Source organism: Mycolicibacterium sp. TUM20985, assembly GCF_030295745.1.
GTDB lineage: Bacteria > Actinomycetota > Actinomycetes > Mycobacteriales > Mycobacteriaceae > Mycobacterium.
The window spans coordinates 3,012,782-3,035,858 of record NZ_AP027291.1 but is presented as its reverse complement, the minus strand read 5'-3'; the positions used below and the strand labels follow the sequence as shown (position 1 = coordinate 3,035,858).

The 23,077-nt window shown below is 68.4% G+C and carries 20 protein-coding genes; 16 read left to right on the top strand and 4 right to left on the bottom strand.

From position 1 onward, the window contains the following. Position 1: 1 nt before the first annotated feature. On the top strand, positions 2-748 hold the full coding sequence (locus QUE68_RS14920) for a TrmH family RNA methyltransferase (protein ID WP_284226816.1): 747 nt from the start codon (positions 2-4) through the stop codon (positions 746-748). Between the two features lie 75 nt (positions 749-823). Continuing rightward, positions 824-2,431 carry a GMC family oxidoreductase gene (locus QUE68_RS14915; protein WP_286274075.1) on the top strand — a complete coding sequence of 536 codons (1,608 nt, stop codon included), beginning with the start codon at positions 824-826 and terminating at the stop codon, positions 2,429-2,431. Here the strand turns inward: QUE68_RS14915 and QUE68_RS14910 are convergent. Together QUE68_RS14910 and QUE68_RS14905 are read right to left on the bottom strand one after the other, a co-directional pair. Continuing rightward, positions 2,415-3,665: an acyl-CoA dehydrogenase family protein gene (locus tag QUE68_RS14910; RefSeq protein WP_284226814.1), complete on the bottom strand. Its 1,251-nt coding sequence runs from the start codon at positions 3,663-3,665 to the stop codon at positions 2,415-2,417. The two genes, QUE68_RS14915 and QUE68_RS14910, sit on opposite strands and share 17 nt — an antisense overlap. Positions 3,666-3,669: 4 nt before the next feature. Beyond that, a complete protein-coding gene (locus QUE68_RS14905) occupies positions 3,670-4,698 on the bottom strand; it encodes an oxygenase MpaB family protein (protein ID WP_284235932.1) in 1,029 nt (342 codons plus the stop codon). A 108-nt stretch (positions 4,699-4,806) separates the two neighbouring features. Between QUE68_RS14905 and QUE68_RS14900 the strand changes: the two genes are divergently transcribed. Together QUE68_RS14900 and QUE68_RS14895 are read left to right on the top strand one after the other, a co-directional pair. After that, positions 4,807-5,676: an adenylate/guanylate cyclase domain-containing protein gene (locus QUE68_RS14900; protein WP_284235933.1), complete on the top strand. Its 870-nt coding sequence runs from the start codon at positions 4,807-4,809 to the stop codon at positions 5,674-5,676. Positions 5,677-5,679: 3 nt separating this feature from the next. Next, a complete protein-coding gene (locus tag QUE68_RS14895; protein WP_286274072.1) occupies positions 5,680-6,513 on the top strand; it encodes a rhomboid-like protein in 834 nt (277 codons plus the stop codon). Here the strand turns inward: QUE68_RS14895 and QUE68_RS14890 are convergent. Then, positions 6,420-7,997: an FMN-binding glutamate synthase family protein gene (locus tag QUE68_RS14890; protein ID WP_454786531.1), complete on the bottom strand. Its 1,578-nt coding sequence runs from the start codon at positions 7,995-7,997 to the stop codon at positions 6,420-6,422. The two genes, QUE68_RS14895 and QUE68_RS14890, sit on opposite strands and share 94 nt — an antisense overlap. 55 nt (positions 7,998-8,052) lie before the next feature. On the opposite strand from QUE68_RS14890, the gene pheS reads away from it, so the two are divergent. From pheS to QUE68_RS14830, 12 genes are all read left to right on the top strand, one after another. Next, the gene (gene pheS / locus QUE68_RS14885; protein ID WP_284226810.1) at positions 8,053-9,102 is read left to right on the top strand and encodes a phenylalanine--tRNA ligase subunit alpha; all 1,050 of its coding nucleotides are present in this window, start codon (positions 8,053-8,055) and stop codon (positions 9,100-9,102) included. Further along, positions 9,102-11,603, top strand: a complete 2,502-nt coding sequence (pheT, locus tag QUE68_RS14880) for a phenylalanine--tRNA ligase subunit beta (protein WP_284226808.1) — start codon at positions 9,102-9,104, stop codon at positions 11,601-11,603. Before pheS ends, pheT begins: the two co-directional genes overlap by 1 nt. A gap of 5 nt (positions 11,604-11,608) precedes the next feature. Beyond that, the gene (locus QUE68_RS14875; protein ID WP_286275719.1) at positions 11,609-12,133 is read left to right on the top strand and encodes a GNAT family N-acetyltransferase; all 525 of its coding nucleotides are present in this window, start codon (positions 11,609-11,611) and stop codon (positions 12,131-12,133) included. Between the two features lie 75 nt (positions 12,134-12,208). Beyond that, on the top strand, positions 12,209-13,243 hold the full coding sequence (gene argC, locus QUE68_RS14870; RefSeq protein ID WP_286275718.1) for an N-acetyl-gamma-glutamyl-phosphate reductase: 1,035 nt from the start codon (positions 12,209-12,211) through the stop codon (positions 13,241-13,243). Beyond that, on the top strand, positions 13,240-14,433 hold the full coding sequence (gene argJ, locus QUE68_RS14865) for a bifunctional glutamate N-acetyltransferase/amino-acid acetyltransferase ArgJ (RefSeq protein ID WP_286275717.1): 1,194 nt from the start codon (positions 13,240-13,242) through the stop codon (positions 14,431-14,433). Before argC ends, argJ begins: the two co-directional genes overlap by 4 nt. Further along, positions 14,430-15,305, top strand: coding sequence for an acetylglutamate kinase (argB, locus tag QUE68_RS14860; RefSeq protein WP_286275716.1), 876 nt, complete (start codon positions 14,430-14,432; stop codon positions 15,303-15,305). Before argJ ends, argB begins: the two co-directional genes overlap by 4 nt. A gap of 44 nt (positions 15,306-15,349) precedes the next feature. Further along, on the top strand, positions 15,350-16,498 hold the full coding sequence (locus QUE68_RS14855) for an acetylornithine transaminase (RefSeq protein WP_286275828.1): 1,149 nt from the start codon (positions 15,350-15,352) through the stop codon (positions 16,496-16,498). Further along, on the top strand, positions 16,495-17,430 hold the full coding sequence (argF, locus tag QUE68_RS14850; protein ID WP_286275715.1) for an ornithine carbamoyltransferase: 936 nt from the start codon (positions 16,495-16,497) through the stop codon (positions 17,428-17,430). The genes QUE68_RS14855 and argF overlap by 4 nt, the downstream gene beginning before the upstream one ends. Before the next feature lie 7 nt (positions 17,431-17,437). Next, on the top strand, positions 17,438-17,914 hold the full coding sequence (locus QUE68_RS14845; RefSeq protein WP_284226800.1) for an arginine repressor: 477 nt from the start codon (positions 17,438-17,440) through the stop codon (positions 17,912-17,914). A gap of 13 nt (positions 17,915-17,927) precedes the next feature. After that, the gene (locus QUE68_RS14840; protein WP_284235935.1) at positions 17,928-19,136 is read left to right on the top strand and encodes an argininosuccinate synthase; all 1,209 of its coding nucleotides are present in this window, start codon (positions 17,928-17,930) and stop codon (positions 19,134-19,136) included. Between the two features lie 72 nt (positions 19,137-19,208). Then, a complete protein-coding gene (argH, locus tag QUE68_RS14835) occupies positions 19,209-20,621 on the top strand; it encodes an argininosuccinate lyase (RefSeq protein WP_284226798.1) in 1,413 nt (470 codons plus the stop codon). Between the two features lie 73 nt (positions 20,622-20,694). Further along, a complete protein-coding gene (locus tag QUE68_RS14830; RefSeq protein WP_349816664.1) occupies positions 20,695-21,249 on the top strand; it encodes a dihydrofolate reductase family protein in 555 nt (184 codons plus the stop codon). Here QUE68_RS14830 and QUE68_RS14825 read toward each other — a convergent pair. Then, on the bottom strand, positions 21,246-22,994 hold the full coding sequence (locus QUE68_RS14825) for an ABC-F family ATP-binding cassette domain-containing protein (protein WP_284235937.1): 1,749 nt from the start codon (positions 22,992-22,994) through the stop codon (positions 21,246-21,248). The genes QUE68_RS14830 and QUE68_RS14825 overlap by 4 nt on opposite strands. Positions 22,995-23,077: the final 83 nt, after the last annotated feature.

Genomic DNA, 23,077 nt, shown 5'->3' with positions numbered 1-23,077 from the left:
CGTGGTCGCAGCAGCCAAGCTGCTGCGGCACGTGGGCCGTAAACGTACCGGCCTATTCTTGGCCGAAGGCGCCAACATGGTCGAGGCCGCGTTGGTGCGGGGACTGGTCACCGACGTCTTCGCGACGGAGTCCGCGCTCGCTCGGTTCGACGCCCTTCTCGGTTCGACATCCGTTCACGTCGTCACCGAGAAGGCGGCGAAGTCCTTGTCCGACACGGTGACTCCCGTCGGACTGGTCGCGGTCTGCTCGATGCCGACATCCCGCCTGGACGACGTGCTGGCGGGCTCGCCGCGTCTGGTCGCGGTGGCCGTCGACACCTCCGAGCCCGGGAACGCCGGCACGCTGATCCGCCTCGCCGACGCCATGGGCGCCGATGCGGTCGTCCTCGCCGGGCACGGTGTCGATCCCTACAACGGCAAGTGCCTGCGCGCATCCGCCGGCAGTATCTTCGCGCTGCCGGTGTTGGAGGTGGCCGACACCGAAGCGTTGGTCGACGGGCTTCGCGGTGCTGGGCTACGGGTCCTCGCCACCACCCTCGACGGTGACGTCTCCCTCGACGATGCCGACCTGTCTGCACCGACGGCCTGGCTGTTCGGCGCCGAGGCCCACGGGCTGCCGAGCGACGTCGCGGCGCTCGCCGACGCTCGGGTCCGCATTCCGATGTCGGGCAGCGCGGAGAGCCTCAACGTCGCTGCGGCAGCAGCCATCTGCCTATACCAGAGTTCGCGAAGCGCCCGCCGCGACTAACGCCCGGGTGTACTGTTCGACGCTACAACTCGTGCACTTTGTGTAACGTCACTCCAGTCGCTGCGGAGGCCCCCGATGACCCGGTACGACTATGTCATCGCGGGTGCCGGTTCAGCGGGATGCGTCCTGGCCAACCGCTTGTCCGCCGATCCCCGCACGACGGTGCTGCTGATCGAGGCGGGTGGCGCCGATCGGCACCCGATGTTCCACGTGCCCAAGGGCTCGGGAACGCTCATGGAGAACGAGAAGTACGCATGGCGCTACCGCACTACGCCCTTCGGCCCCAACCAACGGTCGGAGTTCTGGACGCGCGGCAAGGTGCTCGGCGGGTCCAGCTCCATCAACGGCATGGTCTACAACCGGGGCCATCGAGCCGACTACGACGAGCTCGAGCGCCTCGGCAACAAGGGCTGGGGTTGGGAAGACGTCCTGCCGATCTTCAAGGACTTCGAGGACCACGAGTTCGGGCCGTCGCCGACCCGCGGTGTTGGAGGACCGTTGCACGTTTCGGTGGGACGTGGTGGCCCGGACCGGATGTGCGCCGAGATCATCACCGCGGGTGCGCGGGCGGGGCTTACCGAAATGGAAGACGTCAACGAATCCGATGGTCCCCGGATCGGGTATGCACCGGCGACGATCAGGAACGGGAGGCGCGTTAGCGCCGCCGACGCCTTTCTGAAACCCGCCCGGCGGCGCGACAATCTGGACGTCCTCACCGGCGCCACGGTCCGTCGGTTGATCCTGGAGAACGATCGTGCCGTCGGCGTGGAGGTGAGCATGGCCGACGGCTCCACCGCCGAGTTCCGGGTCAGCCGTGAGATCGTCTGCGCTCTGGGCAGTATGGGTAGCCCACAGCTGCTGCAGTCGTCCGGCATCGGACCCCGCGACGTCCTCGAAGACGCCGGCGTCCCCGTTCGCGTCGATCGTGAGAACGTGGGACGGCGGGTGCGGGAGCACCGCTGCTTCGTCCTCCGATTCCGGCTGAACGCAGACCTCGGCTACAACCGCCGGTTGTCCTCCAGACGTGGCCAGGCGTCGGCTGCGGCGCGTTACGTGGCGACCAGGAAGGGAATGTTGGCGACCCCGACCTTCGAGGTCTTGGCCTTTCTAAAGAGCCGGGCAGACGCCGACCGCGTCGACGGGCAATTGTTGCTGGGGCCCTTCACGATTCCCGCGTATCAGACGGGCGCACCGATTTCGATCGAACGCGAACCGGGACTGTCGTGCCTCGGATTCGCGTTACGGCCCACGTCGGAGGGCAGCGTGACGATCACGTCGGCCGATCCCGATGCGCCGCTGCGCATCGACCCGAATTACCTCACCAGCGCCTATGACCGCACCACCACGGCCAACGTCATTCGCCGAACCCGGGAGTTGTTCGCGCAGTCGCCCATCGCCGACCGGATCGACCACGAGATGTTCCCTGGCGTGGACGTACAGAGCGACGATGACTTGGTCGACTCCGCGTTGGACGGCGGTTACACCGGTTATCACGCCGTCGGTAGTTGCGCGATGGGGCCGAGCGACGGCGACGTCGTCGATGACCGGCTACGGGTCAGGGGCGTGCACGGTCTACGTGTCGTGGACTGTTCGGCGATGCCGATCATGATGGCGGGCAACCTCAACGGACCGGTGATGGCCATGGCGGGTCGCGCCGCCCAGATGATCATCGAGGATCGCTGAGAAGACCCCGCGCGACGTGGGTGATCTGCACTTCGTTGCTTCCGGCGTAGATCATCAGCGACTTGGCGTCACGGGCCAGCTGCTCGACGCGGTACTCGGTCATGTAGCCGTTGCCACCGAACAGCTGAACGGCCTCCATTGCGACGTCGGTGGCGGCCTGCGAGCAATACCACTTCATCGCCGATGCCTCGGGTAGCGAGATGGAGGCGCCGGTCTGCGCCGCCTCGATGACGCGGAATAGCATGTTGCGCACATTCATTCGGGCGACTTCCATGTTCGCCAGCTTGAGTTGGATGAGCTGGAACTGGCCGATCTCCTGGCCCCACAGCGTCCGCGACTTGGCGTGGTCGACGCTCAGCCTGAGGCACTCCTCGATCACCCCGAGCGCCATCGCGGCGACACCGATGCGTTCGGCGGAGAAGTTGGAGCGGGCGCTGTCGCGACCGTCACCCTTTTCGTTGTCCTCGGTCTCGCCGAGGAGTCGATCCCGGCCGAGCCGGACATCGTGGAAGAACAGTTCACCGGTTCGGGAGCTGTGAATGCCCATCTTGCGGAACGGCTTCGACTGCACGAACCCGTCCATGCCCTTGTCGAGGACGAACGTCAGGACCTTGCGGTCGCGCTTGTCGACCCCCGCATCGCCCTCGTCCAGCTTGGCGTAGACGACGGTCACGTCGGCGTCGGGGCCGTTGGTGATGAACGTCTTCTGCCCGTTGAGGACGTAATCGTCACCGTCGCGTACGACATAGGTCTTCATGCCGCCGAACGCATCGGAGCCCGAATCCGGCTCGGTGATCGCCCACGCGCCGACCTTCTCGTAGGTGACGAGGCCGGGCAGCCAGCGCTCCTGCTGCGCGAGTGTGCCGCGGGAGGCGATCGTCGGCACGGTCAGACCCAGGCTGACGCCCATCCCCGTCACCACGCCCATGCTGACCCGGCACAGTTCGCTGATCAGCGCGAAGCCCATTCCCGTTTGGTCACCGCCGCCGCCGAACATGCCGCCCGAGGCCGCCGCACCGGACGAGCCGGTGCCCTCGCGCATCTTGGCCAGCCGCTTCTCCAGCGATTCCTTGGCCATGACGTCGATACCGAAGGCCGAGAACAGTTTTCGGACGATCGGGTAGGGCTCCATCTCGCCGCTCTCCAGCGCGTCGACGTGGGGCCGGATCTCCTTGTCCACGAACTCACGGACCGCATCGCGCACGGCGACGTCGACCTCTGACCATTCCAGCATGTGTTCAGGCTGCCTTTCCGGGTTTCTGCCGACCGCGGGCGGGGCGCAGGCCGGCGAGCGAGAACGTGGTGTGCACCAGAGATCCGGCGCGTTCGAACAACGACTTGCCACCAGGCACATAGTGGACCGGCAATCCACGTCGATCGCGTGGGGGACCCGTGAAGCTGGGCGCCTCGACCAGCGGGGCGTCGGCGGGGGAGCGGCCCGACGCCCGCCGATAGGCCGCCAATGCCCTTGGATGGAGCCGAATCTCGTCGGGCACGACCACGAACGCCATCTGCACCAGCTTGCCGAAGAGTCGAAGCGCCACCTCGTCGCCGGGCGTCCACCGCATGCCTGCCTTCTCGCGGACTGCGGGGTCGAACAGGCCCGCGGCGATCCAGCGCTGGCCCGCAACCATCGGTTTGAACAGCTGATCCCACACCGGAGTCGGCATCGCGATGAACCACGGCTTGGGGATGCGGATCGACAGGATCTCCAGCGCCGCTCGGTTCATCTCGAGCTCGTCGCGACACGTGGTGTCCCAATAGCGCTGAAAGTCGGGCCAGCTGGCCGGCACCGGTCGCATGCTCATCCCGTACATCCGGTACCACTGGACGTGTTCGTCGAACAGCTGACACTTCTCGGCCTCGGTCAATCCGCCGCAGAAGTATTCGGCCGTCTTGATGATGAGCATGAAGAACGTCGCATGCGCCCAGTAGAAGGTTGCCGGGTCTAGCGCGTGGTAGCGGCGGCCCGAGTCATCGGTGCCCTTGATCGTCTCGTGATATCCCCGGATCTGGGCTCCGGTGCCGGCCGCGCGGTCGCCGTCGTAGACCACCCCCATGATCGGGTAGACGGACCTCGCGACCCGCTGCAACGGCTCCCGCAACAGGATCGAATGGTCATCTACTCCAGCACCGAGCGCGGGATACATGTTCTGGACGGCGCCGATCCAGATGCCCAACATGCCCGTGCGTAGGTCCCCGAAGTACTTCCACGTGAGGGAGTCGGGGCCGAGTGGATCGTCGGTCGTCGTCGATTCGGTGGTCATTTCGTCGTCGCCCACTCCCGGCCGTGCGTCTATTTCACGATATGCATGACAACGCCCGTTGTCCAACGAGGCGCACCCGCGCGTCGTGGCCCACCTAGGCTGGACGCCGTGGATGTCGAATCGTTCGCCGAACGGTCCGGCGAGGATTCCGGTGGCCCGCTGTCGTGGTTGCGGAACACCAACCGCAGTCCCGGTGTCGTCGACTTCGTCAAACGCGCCCGTCGGGTGCTGCCCGGTGATCCGGACTTCGGAGATCCGCTGTCCGTGGCGGGAGTCGGAGGTCCGCGAGCCGCCGCGCGTGCCGCCGACCGCATCCTGGACCATTACGCCGCATCGCGTGAGGTGAGCCTGGCGGGCCTGCAGGTATGGCAGGCGCTGACCGAACGGGTCTCGGGCCGGCCGGCGAACCACGAGGTCACGCTGGTATTCACCGACCTGGTCGGGTTCTCGGACTGGTCGCTCCGCGCCGGGGACGACGCGGCTCTGAAGATGCTGCGACGGGTCACTCAGGTCGCGGAGCCACCACTGCTGAAGGCCGGCGGGCGGATCGTCAAGCGGATGGGGGACGGGGCGATGGTCGTGTTCCCCGAACCCTCGAATGCAGTGGCAGCGGTGCTCGACGCCCTCGAAGCCGTGAAAACCGTTGAGGTGGGCGGATATACGCCCGTGATGCGGGCCGGTATCCACACCGGACGCCCGCAGCGGATCGGCTCCGATTGGCTCGGCGTCGACGTCAACGTGGCCGCCCGCGTCATGGACCGCGCTACCAGGGGCGGGCTGATCGTGTCCAACACCACCCTGGCGGGGATCTCCGAGGAGGACTTCGAGGCGTTGGCCATCAGCGTCAAACGCGTACGCAAGCAACTCTTCTCGCCGAAGGTGGCGGGTGTGCCCGACGATCTCACCATGTACTGGGTGAAGACTCGCAGGGAGTTGCCAGGCGGGGATGCCGTCGCCGGGCAGGCGTCGGAGGCATAGTCGATGCCGGTGCTGCCTGCAATGTTGTCCGGGGTTGCCCGGGTCCGGGTGACGATGGCCTATGCCCTCGCGCTGAGCGCCGTGGCGATCGCGTTGCCGAGGCTCGGCCCCGGGATGCAGGACCAGGTCATCCGGCACGCAAGTACCAATCTGCACAACCTGAGCCACGGCCGTGTCGGCACCCTGTTCGGAAGTGCCTTCGTCGTCGACGCAGGACCGATCCTCTACTGGCTGCCGGGCCTGGTGTGTCTCCTCGCCCTCGGTGAACTCCTCTGGTGCAGTGGCCGACTGGTGGTGGTGTTCGTTGCGGGCCACGTGGGGGCGACGCTGCTGGTGGCGGTCGGGCTCACCGCGGCCGTCAGCCGCGGGTGGCTGCCGACGAGCGTTGCACACGCCACCGATGTGGGAATGAGCTATGGCGCGACGGCCGTCCTCGGTGCGCTCACCCCGGCGATCCCCAGTCGGTGGCGTCCGGCGTGGATCGGGTGGTGGCTGGCCGTCGCCCTGGCCGTGGTCGGCGTCGATCGGGACTTCACCGCCGTCGGGCACCTGCTAGCCCTGGTCGTGGGCATGGTGGTGGCGACGCGGTTCGGCTCGCCGCGGGGGTGGACGTGGAACCTGTTCGCACTGCTGGCGATTGGTGCGCCGTTCGGTTTCCTCGTGCTCGCGAGCGAGGGGACGCTGGTGCTGGCGGCGGTCTGCGGTCTCGCCGGCGCGATCCTCGGCATGGCCGTCGCGCAGGCTCAGCTGAATTGGTCGGCGGACGCCTCTATCCAGTCCGAACGCCACGCGTCGGGTGGATCCTCGAGTAGCTCACCCGGCATCAGCCAGTCGTAGATCTCGGCGTAGGTCCGGGTGCGCTGGCCCTCGACGCGCCGGTTCAGCATCGCCGGCGACAGCTCGTGGAAACCGTCGAGACCCATGGACGCGACGATCTGCGCGGCGCTGGCGACCGTCGCGCGTTGATAGTTGAACACCCGCGTCGCCTTGTCCGGGACGTCGAGTGCACGGGCGCGGGAGGGGTCCTGGGTGGCGACGCCGGTGGGGCAGCGGTTGGTGTTGCACTTCAGCGCTTGGATGCAGCCGACGGCGAACATCATCGCGCGGGCCGACATCAGGAAGTCCGCGCCCTGGCACACACGGCTGACGATGTCGACGCCGCTGGCCACCTTGCCCGACGCGCCGAGGCGAATCCGGTCGCGCAGCCCGGTGCCCACCAGGCTGTTGTGGACCAGCATCAGACCCTCGGTCAACGGCATCCCGACGTGGTCCTCGAATTCCTGGGGAGCCGCTCCGGTACCCCCCTCGCCGCCGTCGACGATGACGAAGTCCGGTGCGATCCCGGTCGCGACTATCGCCTTGCAGATGGACAGGAACTCCGTGCGGGCGCCGACGCAGAGCTTGAACCCGACCGGCTTGCCACCCGACAGGCGTCGCAACGTCGCGATGAAGGTGGTGAACTCCGTGGGAGTGGTGAAGGCACTGTGCGACGGCGGCGAGATGACCGTCCGGCCGATCGGCACACCGCGGGTGGCGGCGATCTCGGCGCTCACCTTGGCGCCGGGGAGCACGCCGCCGAGCCCGGGCTTGGCCCCCTGCGACAGCTTGATGGAGATCGCCTTGACCGCGGGCAGCGTCGACTTCTCGGCGAACGCCACCGGGTCGAAGTGCCCGTCGGCGTCGCGGCAGCCGAAGTAACCCGAGCCGATCTCCCAGATCAGGTCGCCTCCGCCCCGCAGGTGGTACGGGCTGATGCCACCCTCGCCGGTGTCGTGTGCGAACCCGCCTTGGGCCGCGCCGGTATTCAAGGCCTCGATGGCGTTCGCCGACAGGGCGCCGAAGCTCATCGCCGAGACGTTGAGCATCGCCATGTCGTAGGGCTGCAGGCAGTCGTCCCCGCCCACGCGCACCCTCGGGTCGAGGTTCTCCGCGAAGCGAGCCCGGATGGAGTGCCGGAGGAATTCGTAGCCGATCGCGCCGACGTCGCTCTCTGTGCCGAACGGCTCGTCACCCTTGGTGTCCTTGGCCCGTTCGTAGACGAGGTCGCGCGTCTCCCGGTCGAAGGGAGTGGCCTCGGTGTTCGACTCGATGAAGTACTGCCTGATCTCCGGGCGCAGCAGCTCCATCAAGAAGCGGACGTGGCCCAGGATCGGATACACCCGCAGAATCGTGTGCCTGGTCTGCACGACGTCCCAGGTGCCCAGGGCCGCCAGCCCGAACAGGACGAGCGCCGGCAGCGCCCACCACCAGGACACGAAGGTGGCCGCCAGCGCGGTGAGCACGGCGACGAACCAGACACCGGCCACGATCACGGATCGCATGATCACGGCGTGAGGGTAGCGCGGCTCACACCTCGTCCGTCGCTATGATCGCCGGGTGGTAGATCAGCCGGGCTCGTCGGAATTGTCGCAGGAGGCATTGACCACCGCCGTGGACGCCGCCCGCGAGGCCTTCGACCAGGCGGGCGATCTGGACGCCTTGGCGCGCGCGAAGACCGAGCATCTCGGCGACAAGTCGCCTATCGCATTGGCACGCCAGGCGCTTGGGACACTGGCCAAGACCGAGCGCGCGGACGCCGGCCGCCGGGTCAACGAGGCCCGGACCGCCGCGCAGAGCGCCTTCGACGCCCGGATCGAGGTGCTCCGCGCCGAACGGGACGCCGCGGCGCTGGTCGCCGAACGCATCGACGTGACGCTGCCCTCGACGCGCGGACCGATCGGTGCCAGGCACCCCATCACGATCCTGACCGACCACGTGGCCGACGTCTTCATCGCGATGGGTTGGGAGCTGGCTGAGGGACCCGAGGTCGAATCCGAACAGTTCAACTTCGACGCGCTGAACTTCCCTCCCGACCATCCGGCGCGCAGCGAGCAGGACACGTTCCAGGTGGCACCCGAGGGATCGCGGCAGGTCCTGCGCACCCACACCTCGCCGGTGCAGATCCGGGCGCTGCTCGAACGCGAGTTGCCCGTGTACATCGTGTCGATCGGCCGCACCTTCCGGACCGACGAGCTCGACGCCACCCATACGCCGGTGTTCCACCAGGTCGAGGGTCTGGCCGTGGACCGCGGACTGACGATGGCCAACCTTCGCGGCACGCTCGACGCCTTCGCCCGCGCCGAGTTCGGTCCTCAGGGCCGAACCCGGTTGCGCCCGCACTTCTTCCCGTTCACCGAACCGTCGGCCGAGGTCGACATCTGGTTCGAGAACAAGAAGGGCGGCCCCGGCTGGGTGGAATGGGGTGGCTGCGGCATGGTCAACCCGAACGTCCTGCGCGCGTGCGGCATCGACCCCGAGGAATACTCCGGCTTCGCCTTCGGTATGGGGTTGGAGCGAACTCTGCAGTTCCGCAACGGCATTCCAGACATGCGGGACATGGTCGAGGGTGACGTCCGGTTCTCGCTCCCGTTCGGAGTCGGAGCCTGATGCGCGTTCCCTACAGCTGGCTGCGCGACGTCGTGCGGGCCGGCTCACCCGACTGGGACGTCTCGCCCACCGAACTCGAACGCGCGCTCATCAGCGTCGGTCACGAGGTGGAGGAGATCGTTCCGGTGGGCCCGGTGTCGGGGCCGCTGACGATCGGCCGGGTGACCGAGATCGAAGACCTCACCGAGTTCAAGAAACCCATCCGGGCGTGCAAGGTCGACGTCGGCGAGGCGGAGCCGCGTGACATCGTTTGCGGCGCAACCAACTTCGCGGTCGACGATCTGGTGGTCGTGGCCCTGCCCGGCACTGTGTTGCCAACCGCCGAGCCGACCGGCGGTATCACCATCGCCAAGCGCAAGACCTACGGTCGTACCTCCGACGGGATGATCTGCTCGGCCTCCGAACTGCGCCTCGGCAGCGACCACGCCGGCATCCTGGTACTGCCCCCGGGTACTGCCAACCCCGGTGACTCGGCATTCGACGTGCTCGGCCTCGACGACGTCGTCTTCCACCTGGCCATCACCCCCGACCGCGGGTACTGCCTCTCGATCCGCGGAATGGCGCGCGAACTCGCCTGCGCCTATGACCTCGAGTTCGTCGACCCGGCCGACGTCGAGCCCTTGCCCGTCACGGGTGACGCGTGGCCGCTGAGGGTCCAATCCGGCACCGGCGTCCAACGTTTCGGGCTGCGACCGGTCACCGGTATCGACCCAACCGCCGTGTCTCCATGGTGGATGCAGCGCCGGCTCCTGCTGAGCGGGATCCGGGCGATCTCACCGGCCGTCGACGTGACCAACTACGTCATGCTCGAGATCGGTCACCCCATGCACGCGCACGACCGCAGTCTCATCACGGGCGGCTTCGACGTGCGATTCGCCGAACCGGGGGAGACCGTCGTCACCCTCGACGACGTCACGCGCACGCTCGATCCCGGTGACGTGCTGATCGCCGACGACGTGGCGACTGCCGCCATCGGCGGCGTCATGGGCGCCGGAACGACCGAGGTACGCGGCAGCACCACCGACGTGCTGCTCGAGGCGGCCGTGTGGGATCCGGCGGCGGTGTCGCGCACCCAGCGGCGACTGCGGCTGGTCAGTGAAGCTGGCCGGCGCTACGAGCGCACCGTGGACCCCGCCATCTCCGTGGCCGCCCTGGACCGTTGCGCCACCCTGTTGGCCGACATCGCCGGGGGGACGGCCGAACCGACGCTGACCGACTGGCGCGGCGACCCACCCCGCGACGACTGGTCTCCCGCGGCGGTCCGCATGCCGGAGGATCTCCCGGACCGGCTGGCCGGCGTCGAGTATCCCGCCGGCGCCACCGTGCGACGGCTGACCCAGATCGGGGGGCGGGTGACGACCGAGGACGGCATCGTCACCGTCGTTCCGCCGAGTTGGCGCCCCGACCTCAAGCAGCCCGCAGACCTCGTCGAGGAAGTGCTGCGGCTCGAGGGTCTGGAGAGGATCCCCTCGGTGTTGCCGACGGCACCGGCGGGACGCGGGATGAGCCCCGGCCAGCGGCGTCGGCGTGCAGTCGGAAAGTCGTTGGCACTGCACGGTTTCGTGGAGGTACTGCCGACGCCGTTCCTACCCGCCGGCATCTTCGACGCCTGGGGACTGCCCGACGACGATCCGCGGCGCAACACCATGCAGGTGCTCAACCCACTGGAGGCAGACCGGCCCCAACTGGCGTCGACGCTCGTGCCGGGACTGCTCGAGGCGTTGGTGCGCAACGTGTCGCGCGGCGCGCCCGATGACGCGTTGTACGGCATCGAGCAGGTGGTGCTCAGGACACCGCACACGGCGCCACTCGATCCGCTGCCGGTCGACCGCCGCCCCTCCGAAGCCGAGATCGCCAGCATCGATGCGGCACTGCCCAGACAGCCGTTGTACGTCGCCGCCGTGCTGACCGGCCTGCGGGAGCCCGCTGGTCCGTGGGGACCCGGCCGTCCCGTCGACGCGATGGATGCGTTCGAGGCGGTGCGCGTCGTCGGACGGGCCTGCCACGTCGAGTTCGAGTTCCGAGCCGCGCAGCACTTGCCCTGGCATCCCGGTCGCTGTGCGCAGATCTCGTTGAACGACAAGGTGGTTGGCTACGCCGGCCAGCTGCACCCTGCGGTGATCGAACGCATGAGCCTCCCGAAGGGGGTCTGCGCCGTCGAACTCGATCTGAGTGCCGTCCCGGTCGTCGAGCCGTTGCCCGCCCCCGCGGTGTCACCGTTCCCCGCGGTGTTCCAGGACGTCAGCCTGATCGTCGCCGACGACGTGGCGGCCCAATCCGTCGTGGACGCGGTGCGCGCCGGGGCCGGCGAGCTGCTCGAGGACGTCCGGATCTTCGACGTGTACACGGGCCCGCAGGTCGGCGCGGGCAACAAGTCGCTGGCGTTGGCGCTGCGGTTCCGGGCGCCGGACCGGACGCTGACCGAGGACCAGGCCAGCGCGGCACGCGACGCGGCGGTCGAGGCCGCGGCCGCGCGCGTTGGCGCGACGCAACGGCGCTGACGGCGATGATCACCATCCGGGATGAGCGCCCATCCGACGTCACCGCGATCCGCGCGGTCACGACGGCGGCCTTCGCCGACGTACGGCAGAGTCGTCAGACCGAGGCGGCGATCATCGACGTCCTGCGGACAGCCGGGGCGCTGACTCTCTCGCTGGTGGCCGTCGACGCCGACGACGAGATCGTCGGTCACGTCGCGGTGTCGCCTGTCACGATCGATGGTGCAGCCGATGTCGACTGGTATGGCGGTGGCCCCCTGTCGGTGCGCCCGAGCCGACAGCGCGACGGCATCGGCACCGCGCTCGTTGGGGCCGCCTTCGAACGTCTGCGGGACATCGGGGCACGGGGATGCGTCCTCGTTGGTGACCCCGACTACTACCGCAGGTTCGGCTTTACCTCCGCTTCGTCGCTGGTCATGCCAGGGGTGCCGCCCGAGAACGTGTTGGCGCTAGCCCTGGACGACGAGGTGCCCGCCGGGATGGTCGCCTTCCACCCGGCCTTCGCCGCCGCGGAGGACGACACGCCGGAGTAGGTCGGGGCCGGTGTGGGGCGGCGTCGGCCATGGAATTGATTTGCGATGGCCTGCATAAACATGCAGAATCCATGCATGATCTCCATCGCGGTGGCCGGAGCCAGCGGGTACGCCGGCGGCGAGATACTCCGACTGCTGCTCGGCCACCCGGCCCTGGCGGACGGGCGCCTGACCCTCGGAGCATTGACCGCCGCGGCGAGCGCAGGCACCAGCGTGACCGAACACCACCCCCACCTGCTGCCGCTCGCCGACCGGATCCTCGAACCGACCAGCGCCGACGTGCTGGCCGGCCACGACGTCGTCTTCCTCGCCCTGCCGCACGGGCACTCCGCGGCGCTGGCCGAGCAACTCGGCCCCGACACGCTGATCATCGACTGCGGCGCCGACTTCCGGCTCACCGATCCCGCGGCGTGGGAACGGTTCTACGGTTCGGCCCACGCGGGCAGCTGGCCCTACGGGCTGCCCGAACTTCCCGGCGGACGAGAGGCGCTGCGGCACGCCAAGCGCATCGCCGTTCCCGGTTGCTACCCGACCGCCGCGCTGCTCGCCCTGCTTCCCGCGCTCGCCGAGGACCTCGTCGAACCCGCCGTTACGGTCGTCGCCGTGAGCGGCACCTCCGGTGCGGGCCGCGCGGCGAAGGTCGACCTCCTCGGCGCCGAGATCATCGGCTCGGCCAGGGCGTACAACGTCGGCGGCGCGCACCGGCACACCCCCGAGATCGCGCAGGGTCTGCGGACCGTCACCGACAAGGACGTCACGGTGTCGTTCACCCCCGTACTGATCCCGACGTCGCGCGGCATCCTCGCGACCTGCACCGCCCGCACCGAGGCCTCGCTCTCCGAGATCCGCGCGGCCTACGAGAAGGCATACGGCGGTGAGCCGTTCGTGCATCTACTCTCGGAGGGCCGACTGCCTTCCACGGGTTCTGTGATCGGCAGCAACGCCGCCCAGGTCGCCGTCGCCGTCGACGCGGACGCCGGCGTGCTGGTGGCGCTGTGCGCGATCGACAACCTCGTCAAGGGCACCGGAGGGGCGGCCGTGCAGTCGATGAACCTGGCGTTGGGTTGGCCCGAGACGGAAGGACTTTCGATCGTGGGGGTGGCACCATGAATCTCGTACGCAATCAGGGCGTCACCGCACCGTCGGGCTTCCGCGCCACCGGCATCTCCGCGGGCATCAAGGCCTCCGGCAGGCCCGACCTGGCGCTGGTCTTCAACGAGGGCCCCGACTACGCCGCCGCCGGCGTCTTCACGCGCAACAAGGTGAAGGCCGCGCCCGTGCTGTGGAGCCAGCAGGTGATGACCACCAGACGGCTTCGCGCCGTCATCCTCAACTCCGGCGGCGCCAATGCCTGCACCGGCCCCCTGGGCTTCCAAGACACGCACGCAACCGCGGAGGCCGTGGCCAACGCGTTGTCGGACTGGGGCACCGAGACCGGGGCCATCGAAGTCGCGGTCTGCTCAACGGGTTTGATCGGCGACCGACTGCCGATGGACAAGGTCCTCGGCGGCGTCAAGGACATCGTGCACGAGATGGCCGGTGGCTTGAGCGGTGGCGCCGAGGCGGCGCAGGCGATCATGACCACCGACACCGTCCCGAAGCAGGTGGCACTGCACCATCAGGGCAAGTGGACCGTCGGCGGCATGGCCAAGGGCGCCGGGATGCTGGCGCCGTCACTGGCCACCATGCTGTGCGTCATCACCACCGACGCCGTCGCCGACGCCGACGCGCTCGACCGCGCGCTGCGCAACGCCGCGGCCCTGACGTTCGACAGGCTCGACGTCGACGGCAGCTGCTCCACCAACGACACCGTGCTGCTGCTCGCCTCCGGTGCCAGCGAGGTCACCCCGACGCAGGATGAACTCGACGCGGCGGTACGCGCGGTCTGCGACGACCTGTGTGCACAGCTGCAGGCCGATGCGGAGGGCGTCACCAAGCGCGTCGCCGTCACGGTCACCGGCGCGGCGAATGAGGACGACGCGGTCGTCGCGGCCCGTGTCATCGCGCGCGACAGCCTGGTCAAGACGGCGATCTTCGGCTCCGATCCCAACTGGGGACGAGTGCTCGCAGCGGTGGGCATGGCACCCGTCGACATGGCCGCGGACCAGATCAGCGTGTCATTCAATGGCTTTCCGGTGTGCATCGACGGTACGGGCGCCCCAGGAGCCCGCGACGTCGACCTGTCCGGTACCGACATCTCCGTCACCGTGGACCTGGCCGTCGGTTCCGGCGAGGCCACCGTTCGGACCACGGACCTCTCGCACGCCTACGTCGAAGAGAACTCGGCGTACAGCTCGTGAGCCCTACCGTCTCGCACACGAAGGGCGCGGTGCTCGCCGAGGCCCTGCCCTGGCTCAAGCAGCTTCACGGCAAGATCGTCGTCGTCAAGTACGGCGGCAACGCCATGACCGACGACGACCTCAAGGCCGCCTTCGCCGCGGACATGGTGTTCCTGCGCAACTGCGGCATCCATCCGGTCGTCGTGCACGGCGGCGGCCCGCAGATCAGTGCCATGCTCAAGCGGCTCGGGATCGCAGGCGACTTCAAGGGCGGATTCCGCGTCACCACACCGGAAGTCCTCGACGTCGCCAGGATGGTGCTGTTCGGTCAGGTCGGCCGGGAACTCGTCGGTCTCATCAACGCGCACGGCCCCTACGCCGTCGGCATCACCGGCGAGGACGCCCGGTTGTTCACCGCCGTGCGGCGCAGCGTGACGGTGGACGGGGTGGCCACCGACATCGGGCTGGTCGGCGACGTCGAGAAGGTCGACACCCGAGCGGTGACGGATCTCATTGCCGCAGGCCGCATCCCGGTGATCTCGACCATCGCACCCGACGAGGCCGGCGTGGTGCACAACATCAACGCCGACACCGCCGCCGCCGCCCTGGCCGAGGCGCTCTCGGCCGAGAAGTTGCTGATGCTCACCGACGTCGAGGGGCTGTACACCAGCTGGCCCGACCGCTCGTCACTCGTCAGCGAGATCGACGTCACGACACTGACGGGGCTGCTGCCGACGCTGGAGTCGGGCATGGTGCCCAAGATCGAGGCGTGCCTGCGCGCGGTCGAGGGGGGAGTGCCCAGCGCCCACGTCATCGACGGCAGGGTCGAGCACTGCGTACTGGTGGAGTTGTTCACGAACGAAGGATCGGGGACGAAGGTGGTGATGAAGTGACCAACACGAATACCGAAGCGCTGCAGGAACGTTGGCAGGCCGTGATGATGGACAACTACGGCACGCCCGCGGTCGCGCTGGTCAGCGGTGACGGTGCCGTCGTCACCGACGCAGACGGGAAGTCCTACGTGGACCTACTCGGCGGCATCGCGGTCAACGTGCTCGGGCATCGACATCCCGCGGTCATCGACGCCGTCACCAAGCAGTTGAACACCCTCGGTCACACGTCCAACCTGTATGCCACCGAGCCCGCCATCGCCCTGGCCGAGGCCCTGGTGGCACACCTGGGCGGTGACACCAAGGCGCGAGTCTTCTTCTGCAACTCCGGCACCGAGGCCAACGAGGTGGCCTTCAAGATCTCCCGCCTGACCGGCCGCACCGAGTTGGTCGCCGCCGAGGGCGCGTTCCACGGCCGCACCATGGGCTCGCTGTCGCTGACCGGTCAGCCGTCGAAGCAGGCGCCGTTCGAACCGCTGCCCGGCAACGTCACCCACGTGCCCTACGGCGATGTCGACGCACTCGCCGGCGCCGTCACCGATGAGACTGCCGCCGTCTTCCTCGAACCGATCATGGGGGAGGGCGGGGTCGTCACGCCGCCACCCGGGTACCTCGCCGCGGCCCGCGAGATCACCGCCCGGCACGGTGCTCTGCTGGTGCTCGACGAGGTGCAGACGGGTGTCGGCCGGACGGGCTCGTTCTACGCCCATCAGCACGACGGCATCACCCCCGACGTGGTCACCCTGGCCAAGGGGCTTGGCGGTGGTCTACCCATCGGTGCCTGCCTCGCGATTGGCGACGCCGCCGCCCTGCTGACCCCTGGCCTGCACGGCAGCACCTTCGGGGGCAATCCCGTGTGCACCGCCGCAGCGCTGGCCGTTCTGGCGACGTTGGCCACCGACGACCTCATCGCGCGCGCCGACGTCCTCGGCAAGACCATCAGCCACGGCATCGAGGCCATCGGCCATCCGCTCGTCGACCACGTCAGGGGCCGTGGCCTGCTGCGCGGCATCGTCCTGACGGCACCGCACGGCAAGGCGGTCGAGACGGCAGCCCGGGAGGCGGGCTTCCTGGTCAACGCCGCCACGCCGAACGTGGTGCGGCTGGCCCCGCCCCTGGTCGTCACCGACGCGCAGATCGACGCCTTCCTCACCGCCTTGCCCGCAGTCCTCGACACCGCGATGGAGGCCTCGTGACCGTCCGGAACTTCCTGCGCGATGACGACCTCTCTCCCAGTGAGCAGGCCGAAGTTCTTTCTCTCGCAGCCGAACTCAAGGCCGAGCCGTTCAGCAGACGCCCGCTGGATGGGCCGCGCGGCGTTGCGGTCATCTTCGAGAAGAACTCCACCAGGACGCGCTTCTCGTTCGAGATGGGCATCGCCCAACTGGGCGGTCATGCCGTCGTGGTCGACGGCCGCAGCACGCAGCTGGGCCGTGAGGAGACACTCGAGGACACCGGAAAGGTGCTGTCCCGGTATGTCGACGCGATCGTGTGGCGGACCTTCGCGCAGGAACGACTGACCGCCATGGCCTCGGGCTCGACGGTGCCGATCGTCAATGCGCTGTCCGACGAGTTCCACCCCTGTCAGGTGCTGGCCGACCTGCAGACGCTGGCCGAACGCAAGGGGGGAATGTCGGGCCTCAAAGGGCTGAAGATGACCTACTTCGGTGACGGTGCCAACAACATGGCGCACTCGCTGATGTTGGGTGGTGTCACCGCGGGCATCGACGTGACCATCGCCGCACCAACGGGTTTCGAGCCTGCCCGGCAGTTCGTTGCGGCCGCGGAACGCCGCGCTGCCGACACCGGGGCCACCGTCACCGTGACGGCCGACGCGAAGGCGGCCGCCACGGGTGCCGACGTCCTGGTCACCGACACCTGGACGTCGATGGGGCAGGAGAACGACGGCCTCGACCGGGTGCGTCCGTTCCGTCCGTTCCAGGTCAACGGTGAGCTGTTGGCGCTCGCCGACCAGGACGCCGTGGTGCTGCACTGCCTGCCCGCCCACCGCGGGCACGAGATCACCGACGACGTCATCGACGGGCCGCAGAGCGCGGTCTGGGACGAGGCCGAGAACCGGCTGCACGCGCAGAAGGCGCTGCTGGTGTGGCTGTTGGAACAGTCGTGAGGTGCGCATGAGCACGGCTACCAGAGCAGGTCGACAGGCGCGCATCGTGACGCTCCTGTCATCGAAGTCCGTGCGCAGTCAGAGCGAGCTTGCCGCGATCCTGGCGGCCGAGGGGATCGACGTCACCCAGGCCACGCTCTCACGGGACCTCGAGGAACTCGGCGCCGTCAAACTGCGGGGTGCCGACGGCGGAATCGGCGTCTACGTGGTGCCCGAGGACGGCAGCCCGGTACGCGGGGTCGCCGGCGGCACCGACCGCATGTCGCGACTGCTGGGTGATCTGCTGGTGTCGACCGACGCCAGCGGCAACCTCGCCGTTCTCCGCACCCCGCCCGGCGGTGCCCACTATCTGGCCAGCGCGATCGACCGCTCGGCCCTGCCCTACGTCGTCGGCACCATTGCCGGGGATGACACCATCCTGGTGGTCGCGCGCGAACCCATGACGGGCGCCGAGCTGGCCAGCACTCTCGAAGAACTGAAATAAGGAGATCGATTCAATGTCCGAACGCGTCATCCTGGCGTACTCCGGCGGTCTGGATACGTCCGTGGCGATCAGCTGGATCGGCAAGGAGACCGGGCGCGAGGTCGTGGCCGTCGCGATCGATCTTGGCCAGGGCGGTGAGGACATGGAGCTCGTCCGGCAGCGCGCCCTGGACTGTGGCGCCGTCGAGGCGGTCGTGGTGGACGCCCGCGATGAGTTCGCCGACGAATACTGCCTGCCAACCATCACCAGCAATGCGCTGTACATGGACCGCTATCCGCTGGTGTCGGCGATCAGCCGACCGCTGATCGTCAAGCACCTGGTGGACGCCGCGCGTGAGTACGGCGGCGGCATCGTGGCGCATGGCTGCACCGGCAAGGGTAACGACCAGGTGCGGTTCGAGGTCGGGTTCGCTTCGCTGGCACCCGATCTCGAGGTGCTGGCGCCCGTCCGCGACTACGCGTGGACACGGGAGAAGGCCATCGCCTTCGCCGAGGAGAACGCCATCCCCATCAACGTCACCAAGCGGTCGCCGTTCTCGGTCGACCAGAACGTGTGGGGACGGGCGGTGGAAACGGGCTTCCTGGAACATCTTTGGAATGCCCCCACGAAGGATGTCTACGACTACACCGAGGATCCGACGGTCAACTGGAGCTCACCCGACGAGGTGATCGTCGGCTTCGAGAAGGGCAGGCCGGTCTCCATAGATGGGCGCGGCGTGTCCGTCCTTGAGGCCATCGTCGAGCTGAACCGTCGCGCCGGGGCGCAGGGCGTCGGCCGGCTCGACGTCGTCGAGGACCGGCTGGTGGGCATCAAGAGCCGCGAGATCTACGAGGCACCCGGCGCCATGGTGTTGATCACCGCGCACACCGAACTCGAGCACGTGACGCTGGAGCGCGAGCTGGCCAGGTTCAAGCGGACCACCGATCAGCGCTGGGGCGAACTGGTCTACGACGGGCTCTGGTACTCGCCGCTGAAGCGTTCCCTGGAGACGTTCGTCGCGAGCACCCAGGAACACGTGACGGGGGAGATCCGCATGGTGTTGCACGGCGGCCACATCGCGGTGAACGGCAGGCGCAGCGCCGAGTCGTTGTACGACTTCAACCTCGCCACCTACGACGAGGGTGACACCTTCGATCAGTCCAGCGCGAAGGGCTTCGTGCACGTGCACGGGCTGTCCTCGAAGATCGCCGCCCGCCGGGACCTCGACGGTGCCCCCCACTAGCGCGAGCGTGCGTGTCTGCGGGCGACACGCCGCTCACAATTCGGAGTTCGCGCACGCTCGCGAACGTCTGACGTGAGCACCAACGAGGGCTCGCTGTGGGGCGGCCGGTTCGCCGACGGCCCGTCCGACGCGCTGGCCGCCTTGAGCAAGTCGACACACTTCGACTGGGTGCTGGCACCCCATGACGTCAAGGCGTCGAAGGCGCACGCGCTGGTGCTGTTCCGCGCGGGGCTGCTGACCGAGGCGCAACGCGACGGCCTGCTCGCGGGGTTGGACGCCCTCGGCAGGGACGTCGACGACGGCAGCTTCCAGCCGCTGCCCAGCGATGAGGACGTTCACGGCGCCCTCGAACGCGGGCTGATCGAACGCGCCGGTGAGGACCTCGGCGGCCGTCTGCGGGCGGGCCGATCGCGCAACGACCAGGTGGCCACGCTGTTTCGGATGTGGCTGCGCGACGCGATGCGGACCGTCGGCACCGGCGTGCTCGACGTGGTGGGGGCGTTGGCCACCCAGGCGGCATCGCACCCGACCGAGATCATGCCGGGCAAGACGCACCTGCAGTCGGCGCAACCCATCCTGCTGGCACACCACCTGCTCGCACACGCACACCCGCTGCTTCGCGACGTCGACCGCATCCTCGATCTCGACGACCGTGTGGCGATCTCCCCGTACGGCGCCGGGGCGCTCGCCGGATCGTCGCTGGGTTTGGATCCCGACGCGATCGCCGCGGACCTCGGCTTCACGGCCGCCGCCGACAACTCGATCGACGCGACGGCGTCGCGTGACTTCGCCGCCGAAGCCGCGTTCGTGCTCGCGATGATCGCCGTGGACCTGTCCCGGCTCGCCGAGGACGTGATCCTCTGGAGCACAACCGAATTCGGCTACGTCACCCTGCACGACGCCTGGTCGACGGGTAGTTCGATCATGCCGCAGAAGAAGAATCCCGACATCGCCGAGTTGGCGCGCGGCAAGTCGGGTCGGCTGATCGGCAACCTCACCGGTCTGCTGGCCACGCTGAAGGCGCAACCGTTGGCGTACAACCGGGATCTGCAGGAGGACAAGGAGCCGGTCTTCGACTCAGTCGCCCAGCTACAGCTGCTCTTGCCGGCGATGACCGGGCTCGTCGGCACGCTGATCTTCGACGCCGAACGCATGGCGGAGCTCGCACCGCGCGGGTACACGCTCGCCACCGATGTCGCGGAATGGCTGGTGCGACAAGGGTTTGCGTTCCGCGTTGCCCATGAAGCCGCGGGCGCCGCAGTGCGAACCGCCGAGGCTCGCGGGGTCGGGCTCGAGGAGCTGACCGACGACGAGTTCAAGGCCATCCATCCTGGGCTGACACCCGAGGTGCGCGAGGTGCTCACGGTGGAGGGCTCGGTGAACTCACGCGACGCCCGGGGTGGCACCGCGCCCTCGCAGGTCGCCAAGCAGCTTCAGGTGGTCCGCGACACCGCCGATCGACTCTGGATCCGGCTGCAGTCCTAGCCCGCGATGAGTTCTCCCGTGTCCCGCAGTCGTACTGTCGGACACCTTTTCAGGGAGGAATTCTGTGCGCAGCGTGACCTATTCATTGGGCGTAACCCTCGACGGCTACGTCATGGACCCCGACGGCGGCATCGACTGGGCGGTGCCCGACGAGGAGGTCTTCGCCTTCTGCCTCGAGGAGATCTCGGGGATCGGCGTCCATCTGCTGGGCCGACGACTCTACGAGACGATGCTGTATTGGGAGACCACCGACCACGACCCACCGCTCGACGACGCCGAGCTCGAGTGGGCCGCTCTCTGGCAGGCGCTCCCGCGGGTGGTGTTCTCCCGCACGCTGTCAGCCGTGCAGGGCAATGCCCGCCTGGCGTCGGCCGGCCTGGCAGAGGAGATCGGGCGACTGCGCGCGGAGCCTGGCCCGGGAAACATCGCGATCGGCGGCGCCGCCCTCGCGGCGGAGGCGGCCGCGTTGGATCTGATCGACGAATACCGAATCAGGGTCTATCCGGTGCTGCTGGGCGGTGGCGTCCCGTTCTTCGCCCCGCTCGGGCGGCAGGTGAAGCTCGAGCTCGTCGGCACGCGCACCTTCAGGTCGGGAGTCGTGTTCCTCCACCACCGCGTGGTGCGCTAGTCGTCGGCGAGCGACAGCCACTCCTCTTCGAGTGACTCCTTGCGCGCCACCATCTCGGACAGTTCGCCGTTCAATTCGCCGAGCCGCACGTGGTCGGCGGCCGCGTCGGCCATGGTGACATGCAGCTTCGCAATCCGCTCGTCGAGCTTCTTGAGCTGACTCTCGATGCGGGACAGCTGCTTTCCCGCCTTGCGTTCGCGCGCCGAGGCGGTCTCGTTTCGATCGGCCGGCCGCGTCGGCGACGCGCCGTTGGCGCTCGGGCGTTCGGCGAGATACTGCTCGATCCCGCCGGGCAGCAACACACAACGGCCCTCACCCGGAAGCGCATACGTCACGTCGCTAACCCGCTCGAGGAAGTAGCGATCGTGGGTGACCACGATCAGCGTGCCGGGCCAGCCGTCGAGGTAGTCCTCGATGACGTTGAGGGTGTCGATGTCGAGATCGTTGGTCGGCTCGTCGAGCAGCAGCACGTTGGGTTCGTCGAGCAGCAGCCGCAGGAATTGGAAGCGCCGCCGTTCGCCACCCGAGAGCTCAGCGAGGCGGGTGGTCAGCTTGTCGCCGGTGAAGCCGAAGTCCTCGAGCAGGGTGGCCGTGCTGACTTCCTTGCCGCCCGCGAGTTCGGAGATCCGCTTGGCATTCTCCACCGCGTCGAGCACGCGTTCGTGGCCGTTCATCTCGACCAGCGCCTGGCTCAGATAGCCGATCCGCAGGGTCTTGCCGCGCTTGACGGTGCCCGAGGTCGGCGGCAACTCACCGGTCAGCAGCTTGAGCACCGTCGTCTTGCCGGTGCCGTTGACGCCCACCAGTCCGATCCGCACGCCGGGCCCGATCGACCAGTCGAGGTGGTCGAGGATCGTCTTGTCGCCCGCCTGCAACGTCACCCGGTGCAGGTCGAACACGTCCTTGCCCAGCCGCGCCGTCGCAAAGCGTTGCAGCGCAAGGGAGTCACGCGGCTCGGGCTCGTTGGCGATCAGGTCGTTGGCGGCCTGGATGCGGAACTTCGGCTTGGACGTCCGCGCGGGCGGTCCCCGTCGCAGCCACGCCAGTTCCTTGCGCATCAGGTTGCGGCGTCGCGCCTCGGTGCCGGCGGCCACCCGGGATCGCTCCGCCCTGGCAAGGACGTACGCCGCGTAGCCGCCCTCATACGCGTCGATGGCGCCGCCGTGGACCTCCCAGATGCGCGTACACACGGCGTCCAGGAACCACCGATCGTGGCTGACGACCACCATCGTCTTGGCGGTCTGCTTGGAGAGGTGTCCGGCGAGCCATCCGATGACCTCGACGTCGAGGTGGTTGGTCGGTTCGTCGAGGACGAGGACGTCGTGACCCGCGAGCAGGATCGCCGCCAGTGCGACGCGACGTCGCTCACCGCCGCTGAGGTTGTTCACCTCCCGGTCCATCGACACCTCGGTCAGCAGGTTCTCCACCACCGACCGCGTCTCGGCGTCGGCCGCCCAGATGTGGTCGGCCTGCCCGTCGACGATGACGTCGCGCACGGTCGCGTCGGGATGGAAGTCGTCGGACTGGTGGAGGTAGCCGACGCTCAATCCCGACGTGTGGGTGACGCGGCCGGAGTCGGGCGGCCGGGTCGCGGTGAGGATCTGCAGCAGGGTGGTCTTGCCATCGCCGTTGCGGCCGACGACGCCGATCGCGTCGCCCGCGTCGACGCCGAGGCTCACGCCGTCGAGCAGTGTGCGCGTGCCGTAACCAACGGTTGCACGTTCGAGGTTGATGAGGTTCGCCATCAGCCGCCGATCATAGGGTGCGATCGCCATGGGCTTCGCGGGCGCTGTGCCATGATGACCTCGGATCGGGGGATTCGCGGGGC

What these genes read in the sequence shown, in the direction of transcription:
- QUE68_RS14905 (WP_284235932.1), bottom strand. Translation starts at nt 4,698, where the DNA reads ATGACCACCGAATCGACGACGACCGACGATCCACTCGGCCCCGACTCC.
- QUE68_RS14845 (WP_284226800.1), top strand. Translation starts at nt 17,438, where the DNA reads ATGAGCACGGCTACCAGAGCAGGTCGACAGGCGCGCATCGTGACGCTC.
- QUE68_RS14825 (WP_284235937.1), bottom strand. Translation starts at nt 22,994, where the DNA reads ATGGCGAACCTCATCAACCTCGAACGTGCAACCGTTGGTTACGGCACG.
- QUE68_RS14910 (WP_284226814.1), bottom strand. Translation starts at nt 3,665, where the DNA reads ATGCTGGAATGGTCAGAGGTCGACGTCGCCGTGCGCGATGCGGTCCGT.
- QUE68_RS14875 (WP_286275719.1), top strand. Translation starts at nt 11,609, where the DNA reads ATGATCACCATCCGGGATGAGCGCCCATCCGACGTCACCGCGATCCGC.
- argJ (WP_286275717.1), top strand. Translation starts at nt 13,240, where the DNA reads ATGAATCTCGTACGCAATCAGGGCGTCACCGCACCGTCGGGCTTCCGC.
- argC (WP_286275718.1), top strand. Translation starts at nt 12,209, where the DNA reads ATGATCTCCATCGCGGTGGCCGGAGCCAGCGGGTACGCCGGCGGCGAG.
- QUE68_RS14840 (WP_284235935.1), top strand. Translation starts at nt 17,928, where the DNA reads ATGTCCGAACGCGTCATCCTGGCGTACTCCGGCGGTCTGGATACGTCC.
- QUE68_RS14915 (WP_286274075.1), top strand. Translation starts at nt 824, where the DNA reads ATGACCCGGTACGACTATGTCATCGCGGGTGCCGGTTCAGCGGGATGC.
- QUE68_RS14855 (WP_286275828.1), top strand. Translation starts at nt 15,350, where the DNA reads ATGATGGACAACTACGGCACGCCCGCGGTCGCGCTGGTCAGCGGTGAC.
- QUE68_RS14890 (WP_454786531.1), bottom strand. Translation starts at nt 7,997, where the DNA reads ATGCGATCCGTGATCGTGGCCGGTGTCTGGTTCGTCGCCGTGCTCACC.
- pheT (WP_284226808.1), top strand. Translation starts at nt 9,102, where the DNA reads ATGCGCGTTCCCTACAGCTGGCTGCGCGACGTCGTGCGGGCCGGCTCA.
- QUE68_RS14895 (WP_286274072.1), top strand. Translation starts at nt 5,680, where the DNA reads ATGCCGGTGCTGCCTGCAATGTTGTCCGGGGTTGCCCGGGTCCGGGTG.